Source organism: Tianweitania populi, assembly GCF_014652875.1.
Taxonomy (GTDB): Bacteria; Pseudomonadota; Alphaproteobacteria; order Rhizobiales; family Rhizobiaceae; genus Tianweitania; species Tianweitania populi.
The window spans coordinates 707498-719364 of sequence record NZ_BMZQ01000001.1 but is presented as its reverse complement, the minus strand read 5'-3'; the positions used below and the strand labels follow the sequence as shown (position 1 = coordinate 719364).

Below are 11867 nucleotides of genomic sequence, written 5' to 3'. Positions count from 1 at the left end.
CTAGACTCTCGAACTCCTATCGATCTGAGCGGCCGTCGCGACATCTCGCGGCGGCCGTTTGTTTTTCATGGCCGGCTTCTGCCTCCGCCTGCCCCACCACACCGTCACGCGTCGGCGGCGACGCCGTACCCAGGCATATTCGTAAGACAGGATCACCAGACCCAGCGGAATCATCCAGAAGCCGAGGATCGGCAGAAAGCCGAGGCATCCGCCGATGATCAGGAATATGCCGATGGTGATGCGCCAGCGGCGCGATTGCGGCATGGCGAAGTCGCGCCCGAGCAGGTTGATCTTCCGTGTCGGCGGCAGTTGCGGATCAACCGTCATTCGCTGGCATTCCTCATGGGTCGTGTGCATCAGGTCTGAAGCAGGCCCCTGCAGATAGGGATGGCAGGCGGTTTGTGGAAGTAACGATGGGTAATGACACTTCCATCGTGGAAAATATGAAATGCCTCTTTGCAAACGCAAAGTCTCTTTGCTATAGGCCACCCACTCGCAAACGAGCACTGTTCCCCGGTAGCTCAGTGGTAGAGCAACCGGCTGTTAACCGGTTGGTCGCTGGTTCGAATCCGGCCCGGGGAGCCATCCATTCCAAACATCGCTGAACATCGTCGTCCGAGCAGCACCTGCTTGGCGGTTCGATGTGCCTGCTTGCTGCTGAAGCGGCGCAGCTCTATGCGCTCCTTCCAAATCTGCCTAGGCCGTCATCGTCACAGCACTGTGAACGTGACGATCCAGAATGCATCTGCTGTTAGACGCAGATCGATCAGGAGCCTGTTTCATGCCGCCTTATGCGATTCTCACCCTCGCGATTCTTGCTGAGGTCATCGGCACCAGCGCCATGAAGGCGTCACAGGGTTTTACCCGGCTCGGTCCGTCCGTGCTCGTGGTTCTTGGCTATGGCGCGGCCTTCTACCTGCTCGCGCGTGTGCTCGACACGATCCCGGTCGGCATTGCCTACGCGATTTGGGCAGCGGGCGGCATCATTCTTGTCACCGTGGTGGCGTGGATCATCTACGATCAAAGACCGGATGCATTCGCGATTATCGGCATGGCGCTGATCATAGCCGGCGTGCTGGTCATCAACCTTCTATCAAGAACCAGCACACACTAGATCTGCGCTGCCAAGTTGCTGTTTCAGTGCGCAGCGGACATCCAGCTCAGCGTTTCACGCCAGTCGATCATGCGAATGGGCGTGCCATGCGTGCCGCTTTCGAAACGAACAAAGCGAGTCGGATAGTTCGGGCTCGCCGCTCGAATCTTACGGAAAAACGCTTCCTGCTTGTCCACCGGAAACACCGGATCGCGGCTTCCTTGCGCGAACACCACCGGCACCTTCGCCTTGAAGGCAGCACTCGTCAGAAAAGCATCGTCCCAATGCGAGCCCAGCAGCAGCAGGCCGCCGAGCTTGCCGACGATCTCGGGCTTGCGCGCCAACGCCCAGCAAAGCCCGCCGCCCATTGAGCCGCAGGCCACGAACACCCGAGCTGTCGGTGATGCATCGCTATAATGCTTGATGAGCTCGGCCACCTGGTCTGCGCCCTTGTCGCCAAAGTCGGGAAAATCCGGCGAAAGATACAGCCCGCCACTGGCAGCCATCAGATTCTTTATCCGATTGAAGTTTCCGCCGAAGGTGAAGTCATCGACGCCCTGCTTGCGCGAGCCGCCCTGCCCGTGAAGGTAGAGCACGATCATGCTCGCTCCTTCCCGTTTGCCGACGGCAACATGGGTGATCTTGGCGCCGCTGTCGCTCGTCAGTGCCAGATCCTGCTGCACCCCACGCACATTGGTCGCGATATAGTCCGGCTTCACCCGCCGCTCAGGCACGGCATCGCGGCCGTTGATGTCGCGCATCTCCTGATAATCGATCGTGACATGCGCGCCGTTGTCCGACGTTGCCAGTACTGCCGGATAGGCAAACAGCTTGTCCTTGAACGGCTTCAGCTGCTCGGCCTGTGCCGGCAGAGTGAGGAGGACAGTTGTGGCGAGTAGGGCAAAAGCGATTCGGCGCATGGCTCTTTGTCCCGCATCCCGTCGATCAACGCCATGTCTTATCCCGCTAGAACACCGCCCGCTGCTTGAAGGGCGGCCGGTGTGTCGACATCGACACTGGCCGCCTGGCCCAGCTCCACATCGATGACTTCATACGTGCCCGACTCGATGATGGCGCGCGCGCCCGTGTCGCCATGAAGCTCGGCAATCTCCGGGAAGCATCCGCGCGGCAGGATGACCGGATTGCCGCGCTTGCCCTGGTTCGTTGCCCGTACGATGGCGGTTCTGTCCTGCGCGTCAAAAGCCTGCAACATGCGCGTGAGGTCGGCCGTCTCGACCTCTGGCATATCGCCCAGCACCACCAAAGCGCCGGACGCATCCGCAGGAAGCGTCGACATACCGGCCTGCAGCGAACCTGCCATGCCGTCCGCATAAGCGGGATTGTGGGTGATGTTGACCGGCAGACCGGTGAGCGCAGACGTGACGAGGTCGGCCTGATGTCCCGTGATGATCGTGACGCTCGCGGCACCGCTGGCCAGAACGCGCGATGCCACACGGCGGATCAGCGGCTCGTCATCGAAGTGCGCGAGCAGCTTGTTGGGACCGCCCATGCGGCTGGACCGACCAGCAGCAAGAACGATGGCGTGCACGCTCTTCCCACCTGGAAGTCGCTCGCTCGGCTCATCATCGCGCTGTGCCCGTTCGCGCGGTGCCGGCCGCGTGGCGATCTCGCCTAGAAGCCCGCCGACGCCCATGCTCGCAATGTCGCGATCCGTCACCTCAAGCCCAGCCTGTATGCGATCCAGCACCCAGTCGAATCCGTTCTCCTTAGGGCTGCGCGAACAACCCGGCGCGCCAATCACCGGCACGCCCTCCAGCTCGCCGAGCACAAGCAGGTTGCCTGGATCGACCGGCATGCCGACTCGTTTCACGACACCCCGCGCCGTGCGAATGCCGGCTGGGATAACGTCATGCGCGTCGCTCACCGCCGAAGCACCGAAGATCAGGATCAAATCACACTCATCAACCACCGCACGAAGTGTTTGCGCCAACCTCCCGGCATGGTGTACAATTCGTTCTTCGCGGATGATGCGGCTGCCGGAACGATCAAGCCGCGCCTGAGTCACCACGGCAGTCTTGTCGAGCACGGAAGTCTTCAGCCCTGCCCGCTCTGTCTGAATGAGAGCTACGCGTGCTGCACGAAACGATGCCACCTTCAGCGGCGAGGCGTCGCCCACCTCAGCCACAACAGCTTCCACAATGCCGGTCGACACAGCAAACGGGATGATCTTCACCGTCGCGACCATCTGGCCGGCGCGCACAGCCGCAAAGGGTGCCAGCGTCGCCACCGTCACGGCGGGATCGACGCTGTTCATCGCATCGATCGAAGCCTTGTCGACGATGAAAACGCCAGCGGCCTTGGCATGCAGGTTGACGCGCCCGGTGCCGGCGTCGCGGATCTCTAAGTTGTCGCCACCGATAACAGCGGCCACGCGCGCAGCGGCTTCATTTTCTCCAAGATCATCAGGATCGAGCGTGGCAGCGACCACCGTTGGCACACCAGCTTGTGCAAGCGCCTCAACATCCCCGGCGGACAACCGATGCGCCTTCTTGAACCGCAGCGCACCCGCGCTCACCGCATGCGCGAGCACGACGCCTTCCGCCCTTGGCACAGGAACGGGCCCGAACTTCATCCGGCCGCGCCTGGGCCTTTGCCCCGCAAGGCGGCGATAACCTCGCCAAGCACAGCCACCGCAATTTCCGCGGGATTGGAGGCACCGATATCGAGGCCAATGGGCGCGCGTATCTTCTGAAGCTTGTCCTCGGGCACTCCGTTCGCTGCCAGACGCTCGAGCCGTCTCGCATGCGTCTTACGGCTCCCCAGCGCACCGACGTAAAAGCAGCCAGCCTCTAACGCCGCCTGCAAGGGAAAGTCGTCGATCTTCGGATCATGCGTCAGCGCAGCAAGGGCGCAGAAGGCATCCAGCGGTTGTCGCGCAAGAACTTCCTGCGGCCAATCGGCATGAAGGTTCGAGCCTGCGAAACGATCCGGGGTCGCGAAGGCGGTACGCGGATCGATCACGTCCAATTCGAAACCCGCGATCCTCGCCATCGGCGCCAGCGCCTGGCTGATATGCACCGCGCCAATCACTACCAGCCTTGGAGACGGCAGATGGACGTTCAGGAAAAACGTGCGCCCGTCACTCTCGATCTGCCGAGATTTGCCCGAGCGAAAACCTTCGCGCAGCGCTTCATCAAGCGGGTCCTGCAAAGCCTCAGCCTGGCGAACCAGCCGTCCGCTCCCAGTCTCCAGATCGGTCACGACGATCGCGGCCCGCCGCGCGCGGCGTTCCTCGTTCAGGCTAAGGAGCAGCGCGCGTTCCACGATCAGGCCAACGGCTCGACGTAGACCTTGATGCGGCCGCCGCAGGATAGGCCGACGCGCCAGGCGGTTTCGTCAGCCACGCCGAATTCCAACATGCGCGGCTTGGCCGACGCGATCACATCCACGGCTTCCGCGATCACAGCACCCTCGACGCAGCCGCCCGACACCGAGCCCTCGAAGTTCCCTTCCGCATCGATTACCAACTGGCTGCCGGCCTGGCGCGGCGCAGAACCCCACGTCTCCACAACGGTCGCAAGCGCGATCTGCCGGCCCTCAGCACTCCACGCAGCAGCGATGTCGAGCGGATCGGTGCGGTGATTTTCCGGCGGGTTCATGGGTTTGCTCCTCAGCGTCCGCTCAGCCCAGCGCGCGATAGGTGCGGCCGTGATAGATCAGCGGCTCGCGGCTTTCGCCGACGCGCAGTCCGGTCACCTTGCCGAACAGGATGCGATGCGTGGCGACATCCTTGGCTTCGATGATCCGGCAGTCGAAGGTCGCGAGCGCACCGATCAACGATGGTGCACCCGTCTCGATCGTATCCCACTCCGCGCTCGCGAAGCGCTCGTCCTGCGACAAGCCGGTGAGGCCGGAAAACGCATGCGATACGTCGATCTGTTCAGAGCTCAGCGTGTTCAACGCAAACACGTCGTTTTTCACAAACAGGTCGTTCGTCGCGCTGGCGCGGTTGAGGCAAACCAGAACCGTCGGCGGGCTGTCCGACACCGAACAAGCGGCAATCACCGTCGTGCCGCGCCGTCCGGCCGCACCGTCGGTGGTCACGACATGAACAGCACCCGCAAACAGGCTCATCGCCTCGCGGTAGTCGCCGGGTTCAACCTTGTTCTGCTTCAGCACGGGGTATCCAATCCTTCTCCGGCGATATAGGCGGCCGCTTGCGCGGTGCAAGCTGTGGGCAGGCAGTTGCACGCGGCCAAGCCAGGCTTTAGGGCTGAGGGAGGTGCCAAGCCTTTGGACATGACCTTGCCCCGTCGAATCCGCCATCTCCTGACCGGCCTCCTCTCTATCAGCGCCGTTGCTGCCGTGACACCCGCGCGCGCCGATATCATCGGCCTCGCCGCGCCGCTTTCCGGTTCCTCATCCTTGCTCGGCCAGCAACTGCGCACAGGCACCGAGGCTGCGGCAAAGACAATCACCGATCGCCCGATCACGCTCGACGTTCAGGATGACCTGTGCACGGCCGAAGGCGGAACGGCCGCCGCGCAGCGCTTCGTCGAAGCGAAAGCAGACATCGTGATCGGCTTCCTGTGCACGGATGCCATCAACGCCGCGATGCCCATCCTTTCGCAAGCCGGCATTCCGGTCCTCACGCCCGGCGTGCGCATCAACAGCCTCACGGACACCCGCGAAAAGACCGGCTGGCCGATCTACCGGATTGCACCGCGCGATGATGCGGAGGAGCAGGCGCTTGCCACCTTGCTGCTGCCGCTGTGGCGCGAAGCGCTGTTTGCCATCGTGGACGACGGTACGATCTATGGCCGCAATCTCGCGGAAAGTTTTCGCGCCGCTGCCGAAGCAACCGGTTTGAAGCCGGTCTTCGTCGACACCTACCGGCCGCAGCTGGAGAACCAGGTCGGCTTGATCGGTCGCTTGAAGCGCGCCGGTGCCACGCATGTGTTCGTTGGCGGCGATCGCGAGGATGTCGCGATCATGGGCCGCGACGCCAAGCAAATCGATTACGATCTCATTCTTGCCGGCGGCGAGGCTCTGCGGGCCGCCACCGTCAACACCACGCCTGCCGTCGGCACGCTGATGATCGCGCCGCCGGACTGGTCCACGGAAGCCACCACGGAGACGCTGCTGCAGCTTCGCTCCGCGAACATCGAGCCGGACGGCTATGTCATGCCAAGCTACGCCGCAATCGAGATTGCAGCCAAGGCGATTGCGGATGCGAAAGCCAAGGGCGAGCCCCCGCGCAGCATTATCGACACCGAAACTTTCTCTACTGCGATTGGCACAATTCGCTTCAGCGAAAAAGGCGATCTCGCCGCCAATCTATACCGCCTCTACCGCTTCGACGGCTCGCAGTTCGTAGGGTTGAACCCGTGACCCTCCGCCCCGGCCCGCGTAACCTGCTCACGGATGTTGCAGGGCTGCGCGTCGGCCATGCGGGTGATCTCGGCCTGAACTCGGGCACGACGGTGGTGATCTGCGACCAACCCTCCGTTGCCGCCGTTCAAGTGCTTGGCGGTGCGCCGGGCACGCGCGAAACCGATCTGCTCGAGCCGCATAATTCCGTCGAGACGATCAACGCGCTGGTGCTTTCCGGCGGCTCGGCCTTCGGCCTTGATGCCGCGTCGGGTGTGCAGGCCGCGTTGCGTGAACAGGGCATCGGCTTCCAGGTGCGCGACGCCGTGGTCCCGATCGTTCCAGCAGCGATCCTGTTCGACCTTGCCAATGGCGGCAACAAGGATTGGGGCCGCTACCCGCCCTATCGCGACTTCGGCTACGAGGCCGCACAGAACGCGTCGGACCACTTCGCGCTCGGTACGGCCGGAGCCGGCATTGGATGCCTCACCGCCGGCCTCAAAGGTGGCCTCGGTTCCGCTTCCACTGTTCTGCCGAGTGGCCACACGGTGTCAGCGCTGGTCGCAGTGAACGCGATGGGTGGTGTGACGGTCGGCGACCGCGGCGCATTCTGGGCGGCACCCTTCGAGATGAACGGCGAGTTCGCTGGCGTGCCCTACCCGCAGCCCCTGCCCGCCGATGCCAGTGCCGTGCGCCTGAAGTTCCGCGATCCGCAGCCGGTGGAAGCCACCACGATCGCCATCATCGCCACCGACGCCGCGCTCACGAAGGCATCCGCCAAGCGGCTGGCGATTGCGGCGCATGACGGCTTTTCCCGTGCAATCTGGCCGTCGCATACGCCCATGGATGGCGATCTCGTGTTTGCGCTTGCGACCGGTGCCGAGACCTCTCCCGTCACGCCTGAAGACGCCATCGCGTTCTACGCCGCCGCCGCATCCACCATGGCGCGGGCAATCGCACGCGGCGTTCATGCGGCTACCGAAGCTGCCGGTGACCTCATGCCGAGTTGGGGACGCTTGTACGGCCAACATTGAGCCACGCGGCGCACTCTGGTAGAGCCCGCTTTTGCTTCCAAGAGGTCCCGCATGATCCCGCGTTATTCCCGTCCGGAAATGGTCTCGATCTGGTCGCCTGAGACCAAGTTCCGGATCTGGTTCGAGATCGAGGCGCATGCGTGTGACGCTTTGGCCGAACTCGGCGTCATCCCGAAGGAAGCTGCCGCGACCATCTGGGAAAAAGGCAACGCGGCCACCTTCGACGTCGCCCGGATCGACGAAATCGAGGCCGTCACCAAGCATGACGTCATCGCCTTCCTGACCCATCTCGCGGAATTCGTCGGCCCGGACTCGCGCTTCATCCATCAGGGCATGACCTCGTCTGACGTGCTCGACACGACGTTGAACATCCAGCTGGTGCGCGCCACCGACATTCTGCTTGCCGGTCTCGACCGAGTCCTTGCCGCGCTGAAGGCCCGCGCTTTCGAACACAAGGACAGTGTTCGCATCGGACGCAGCCACGGCATTCATGCCGAGCCGACCACGATGGGTCTCACCTTCGCGCGCTTCTATGCCGAGATGAACCGCAACAAGGTACGGCTCCTGGCCGCGCGCGAAGAAATCGCCACCTGCGCGATTTCCGGCGCCGTCGGCACATTCGCCAATATCGATCCGCGTGTCGAAGAGCATGTCGCCGAGGCCATGGGTCTGACCGCCGAACCTGTGTCCACGCAGGTGATCCCGCGGGACCGCCATGCGATGTATTTCGCGACGCTTGGCGTCATCGCCTCCTCGATCGAGAATGTCGCGATTGAAATCCGTCACATGCAGCGCACCGAGGTTCTGGAAGCGGAAGAGTTCTTCTCGCCTGGTCAGAAGGGCTCGTCCGCGATGCCGCACAAGCGCAACCCCGTGCTCACCGAAAACCTGACGGGCCTCGCCCGCCTTGTGCGCATGTCAGTCGTGCCTGCGTTGGAAAATGTGGCGCTCTGGCACGAGCGCGACATCAGCCATTCCAGCGTCGAGCGCGCCATCGGCCCGGATACGACCGTGACGCTCGATTTCGCGCTGAACCGCCTTGCCGGCGTGGTCGAGAAGCTGGTGATCTACCCTGAGAACATGTTGAAGAACATGAACAAGTTCAAGGGACTGGTGATGAGCCAGCGCGTGCTTCTGGCACTCACCCAGGCCGGCACCAGCCGCGAGGACGCTTATCGCCTCGTGCAGCGCAACGCGATGAAGGTCTGGGAAAAGGGCGCTGACTTCTTGGAAGAGCTTCTGGCCGACACGGAAGTGCGGGCGGCGCTGTCGGAAGAAGAGATCCGCGAGAAGTTCGATCTCGGCTACCACACCAAGCATGTGGACACGGTCTTCAAGCGCGTGTTCGGCTGAAAGCCGGACGCACGGACCGGATAAGAAAAGAGCGGGTCAAAGCCCGCTCTTTGTTTCTACCGTGAACCCTTGGTCAGCATGTCCTGCGCAAGGAGGATCGCATTGCGACGATCCCGTTCGTCGGCAAGCGCGAACGCCTCTTCCTGCATGCCGCGAATCCAGGGCTGGTCCGTCGGCGCGGCGCGCTCAAGAGCGGCCGTCATCATCGCCAGTCCGCGCGTGACCTTGCCGCTGTGGAACAGCAGATTGCCCAGCGTGGCCTGCGCGCCGGCATGGCCCTTTTCGGCTGCAAGCTGCAGCCAGCGTCCGGCCTGACGGATGTTCGAGCGAACGCCATCGCCCTGCAGATACATCTTGCCGACTTCATATTGCGCGTCCGGATTGCGATAGGTCGCGGCGGCACGCATGTAATAATCATTGGCCGCCGAAAGGTCGGCATCGACCGGGCTGCCGGGAATGCCGGACTTCAGGTAGCGGCCGAGCGCAACCAGTGCGTCCGAGATGTAGGTGTCTTCCGGGCTGCCGGGCTCGACTTCCTGGCGCGCGATCTCGGAGAAGAACTTGAAGGCCTGGTAATCGTCGCGGCCGACGCCGTCGCCTTCGGCATACATGCGCGCCAGTTTCCACTGAGCGCCGATCTGGCCGTTTTCGGCGGCATAGCGATAGGCTTCGACGGCTTGGTCCTTGTGGCCGCTCTTGTAAGCGGAAAAGCCGAACTTGAAGACGGCCCACGGGCTTGAGCCCGGCTCAACCACCTTCTTCTCGTCCAAAGCGCGTGCCGTCCCCGTTCCGGCAAAGGACCCGCAAGCAACCGCCGCCGCGAGCAGGAATGCCCGCGTCGCGCCCGCAGGTACCCTGCGCGGCCGCTTGTTCATCACTGACGCAAAGGTCGAAGCGGACATGCGGACAGCAGCATGAGCCGCACCCGAATGCGCAAAACACAACCCTGATACTACTCGTGCGTTCATACCTACCCCGGCCGCAAAGTGCGGCATACGCCGATCGAGCCAAGCCCCCTTTGCACGATCGAACAGGTTCCGAGGTGCGCCGGGTTTATGGCAGGAAATGGGCGTGTGTTCCCCGGCAGCAGGTATAGACGAGGTTGGTCAAAGGAGTGTTGCTGAATCGCAACGAGATGAGCACGAGGGTTTTACAGGCCAGAAAGCAGAAAGGCCGCATTGCTGCGGCCCTTCTTCTAATATGCGGAGATCTTTACTCTTCGGGAACCACGCGAACAGCGCCTCGGGCGGCACTCGTGGTGAAATGCGCGTAGGCACGAAGGGCATCGGAGACTTGGCGCTTGCGCTTCTGCGACGGCTTCCAGCCGAACTGGTCCTGCTGGGCCCGGCGCTGATCGAGTTCCGCCTGATCCACCAGAAGGTCGATCGTGCGGTTCGGAATATCGATTGCGATCTGGTCGCCTTCCCGAACGAGCCCAATCAAGCCGCCTTCGGCTGCTTCCGGCGAAACGTGGCCGATCGAAAGGCCCGACGTGCCGCCTGAGAAACGGCCATCGGTCAGCAGGGCGCAGGCCGCGCCCAAGCCTTTCGATTTCAGGTAGCTGGTCGGATACAGCATTTCCTGCATGCCGGGACCGCCGCGCGGGCCTTCATAGGTGATGACCACGACATCGCCCGCCTTCACCTCATTGCTGAGGATCGCCTTCACCGCCGCATCCTGGCTCTCATAGACCTTGGCCGGCCCGGTGAACTTGAGGATGGACTCGTCGACGCCAGCCGTCTTCACGACGCAGCCATCCAACGCAATGTTGCCCTTGAGCACGGCCAGCCCGCCGTCCCTGGAGAATGGATGCTCGGCGCTGCGAATGACGCCGGTCTCGCGGTCGAGATCGAGGTCGTTCCAGCGGCGATCCTGGCTGAAGGCGGTCTGCGTGGGCACACCGCCGGGAGCCGCCATATAAAAGTTGCGGACATTGTCCTGCGTGGTGCGCGAAATATCCCAGCGGTCGATCGCATTGCCGATGGTGCCGCTATGCACGGTCGGGCTGTCACGATTGATCAAGCCCGCTTTGTCGAGCTGGCCAAGGATCGCCATGATGCCGCCGGCGCGGTGGACGTCTTCCATATGCACATCGTTCTTGGCCGGCGCGACCTTGCAGAGAACCGGCACGCGGCGCGACAGCGCGTCGATGTCGTCCATCGTGAAGTCGATCTTGCCTTCATGCGCCGTCGCCAGAATGTGCAGCACGGTGTTGGTCGAACCACCCATCGCGATGTCCAGCGTCATGGCGTTCTCGAACGCCTTGCGGTTGGCGACGTTGCGCGGCAGCACGCTGTCGTCGTCCTGCTCGTAATAGCGCTGGCAGAGATCTACGGCCAAGTGGCCGGCTTCGACGAACAGGCGCTTGCGGTCGGCATGGGTGGCCAGCGTCGAGCCGTTGCCCGGCAGCGACAGGCCGAGCGCTTCCGTGAGGCAGTTCATGGAGTTGGCGGTGAACATGCCCGAGCACGAGCCGCAGGTCGGGCAAGCCGAGCGCTCGATTACCTTCACGTCTTCTTCCGACACACGGTCGTCCGCCGCAGCCACCATGGCATCGACCAGGTCGAGCGCATGTTCCTTGCCCTGCAGCACCACCTTGCCGGCTTCCATCGGGCCGCCTGACACGAAGACCGCGGGAATGTTCAGCCGCATCGCAGCCATCAGCATGCCCGGCGTAATCTTGTCGCAATTGGAAATGCAGACCATGGCGTCGGCGCAATGCGCGTTGACCATGTATTCCACGCTATCGGCGATCAGCTCGCGCGACGGCAGTGAATACAGCATGCCGTCATGGCCCATCGCGATGCCGTCGTCGACGGCGATCGTGTTGAACTCCTTGGCGACACCACCGGCCGCTTCAATCTCGCGGGCAACAAGCTGACCGAGATCCTTCAGATGGACGTGGCCCGGCACGAACTGCGTGAACGAGTTGACCACGGCAATAATGGGCTTGCCGAAATCGCTGTCCTTCATGCCTGTCGCGCGCCAAAGGCCGCGAGCGCCGGCCATGTTGCGACCGTGGGTGGTGGTGCGGGAGCGATAAGCAGGCATGGTCT

The 11867-nt window shown here is 63.0% G+C and carries 12 protein-coding genes and 1 tRNA gene; 5 read left to right on the top strand and 8 right to left on the bottom strand.

The features are described from left to right. Positions 1-327, bottom strand: coding sequence for a PGPGW domain-containing protein (locus IE166_RS03565; RefSeq protein ID WP_244641311.1), 327 nt, complete (start codon positions 325-327; stop codon positions 1-3). Positions 328-510: 183 nt separating this feature from the next. Between IE166_RS03565 and IE166_RS03560 the strand changes: the two genes are divergently transcribed. Together IE166_RS03560 and IE166_RS03555 are read left to right on the top strand one after the other, a co-directional pair. Then, a tRNA-Asn gene (locus IE166_RS03560) sits at positions 511-585 on the top strand. 196 nt (positions 586-781) lie between these two features. Next, on the top strand, positions 782-1114 hold the full coding sequence (locus tag IE166_RS03555; RefSeq protein WP_189501667.1) for an SMR family transporter: 333 nt from the start codon (positions 782-784) through the stop codon (positions 1112-1114). Between the two features lie 23 nt (positions 1115-1137). On the opposite strand, the gene IE166_RS03550 is transcribed toward IE166_RS03555, so the two are convergent. Genes IE166_RS03550 through IE166_RS03530 form a run of 5 tightly spaced genes read right to left on the bottom strand, consistent with a single transcriptional unit; the run spans position 1138 to position 5233 of the window. After that, positions 1138-2013 (bottom strand): alpha/beta hydrolase, encoded by an 876-nt coding sequence (locus tag IE166_RS03550; RefSeq protein ID WP_189501665.1) that lies wholly within the window; start codon positions 2011-2013, stop codon positions 1138-1140. A 38-nt stretch (positions 2014-2051) separates the two neighbouring features. Continuing rightward, positions 2052-3686 (bottom strand): NTP transferase domain-containing protein, encoded by a 1635-nt coding sequence (locus tag IE166_RS03545; RefSeq protein ID WP_189501664.1) that lies wholly within the window; start codon positions 3684-3686, stop codon positions 2052-2054. Next, the gene (locus tag IE166_RS03540) at positions 3683-4378 is read right to left on the bottom strand and encodes an XdhC family protein (RefSeq protein WP_189501662.1); all 696 of its coding nucleotides are present in this window, start codon (positions 4376-4378) and stop codon (positions 3683-3685) included. The genes IE166_RS03545 and IE166_RS03540 overlap by 4 nt, the downstream gene beginning before the upstream one ends. Positions 4379-4380: 2 nt before the next feature. Then, positions 4381-4713, bottom strand: a complete 333-nt coding sequence (locus IE166_RS03535; RefSeq protein WP_189501661.1) for an XdhC family protein — start codon at positions 4711-4713, stop codon at positions 4381-4383. Positions 4714-4735: 22 nt separating this feature from the next. Continuing rightward, on the bottom strand, positions 4736-5233 hold the full coding sequence (locus IE166_RS03530; protein ID WP_189501659.1) for a flavin reductase: 498 nt from the start codon (positions 5231-5233) through the stop codon (positions 4736-4738). A gap of 126 nt (positions 5234-5359) precedes the next feature. Between IE166_RS03530 and IE166_RS03525 the strand changes: the two genes are divergently transcribed. Genes IE166_RS03525 through purB form a run of 3 tightly spaced genes read left to right on the top strand, consistent with a single transcriptional unit; the run spans position 5360 to position 8811 of the window. Further along, positions 5360-6445, top strand: coding sequence for a branched-chain amino acid ABC transporter substrate-binding protein (locus tag IE166_RS03525; protein ID WP_244641310.1), 1086 nt, complete (start codon positions 5360-5362; stop codon positions 6443-6445). Further along, complete coding sequence (locus IE166_RS03520) at positions 6442-7458, top strand: P1 family peptidase (protein WP_189501644.1); 1017 nt, start codon at positions 6442-6444, stop codon at positions 7456-7458. Before IE166_RS03525 ends, IE166_RS03520 begins: the two co-directional genes overlap by 4 nt. Positions 7459-7509: 51 nt before the next feature. Next, positions 7510-8811 (top strand): adenylosuccinate lyase, encoded by a 1302-nt coding sequence (gene purB / locus IE166_RS03515; protein ID WP_189501642.1) that lies wholly within the window; start codon positions 7510-7512, stop codon positions 8809-8811. 56 nt (positions 8812-8867) lie between these two features. On the opposite strand, the gene IE166_RS03510 is transcribed toward purB, so the two are convergent. Together IE166_RS03510 and ilvD are read right to left on the bottom strand one after the other, a co-directional pair. Next, positions 8868-9686 carry a tetratricopeptide repeat protein gene (locus IE166_RS03510; RefSeq protein ID WP_189503221.1) on the bottom strand — a complete coding sequence of 273 codons (819 nt, stop codon included), beginning with the start codon at positions 9684-9686 and terminating at the stop codon, positions 8868-8870. Positions 9687-10023: 337 nt separating this feature from the next. Then, positions 10024-11862 carry a dihydroxy-acid dehydratase gene (gene ilvD, locus IE166_RS03505; protein ID WP_189501640.1) on the bottom strand — a complete coding sequence of 613 codons (1839 nt, stop codon included), beginning with the start codon at positions 11860-11862 and terminating at the stop codon, positions 10024-10026. Between the last annotated feature and the right edge of the window lie 5 nt (positions 11863-11867).

Bases quoted from the DNA above. Each gene is read 5' to 3' on its own strand.
- IE166_RS03565 (WP_244641311.1), bottom strand. From the start codon at position 327: ATGACGGTTGATCCGCAACTGCCGCCGACACGGAAGATCAACCTGCTC.
- IE166_RS03555 (WP_189501667.1), top strand. From the start codon at position 782: ATGCCGCCTTATGCGATTCTCACCCTCGCGATTCTTGCTGAGGTCATC.
- IE166_RS03550 (WP_189501665.1), bottom strand. From the start codon at position 2,013: ATGCGCCGAATCGCTTTTGCCCTACTCGCCACAACTGTCCTCCTCACT.
- IE166_RS03545 (WP_189501664.1), bottom strand. From the start codon at position 3,686: ATGAAGTTCGGGCCCGTTCCTGTGCCAAGGGCGGAAGGCGTCGTGCTC.
- IE166_RS03535 (WP_189501661.1), bottom strand. From the start codon at position 4,713: ATGAACCCGCCGGAAAATCACCGCACCGATCCGCTCGACATCGCTGCT.
- purB (WP_189501642.1), top strand. From the start codon at position 7,510: ATGATCCCGCGTTATTCCCGTCCGGAAATGGTCTCGATCTGGTCGCCT.
- IE166_RS03510 (WP_189503221.1), bottom strand. From the start codon at position 9,686: ATGAACAAGCGGCCGCGCAGGGTACCTGCGGGCGCGACGCGGGCATTC.
- ilvD (WP_189501640.1), bottom strand. From the start codon at position 11,862: ATGCCTGCTTATCGCTCCCGCACCACCACCCACGGTCGCAACATGGCC.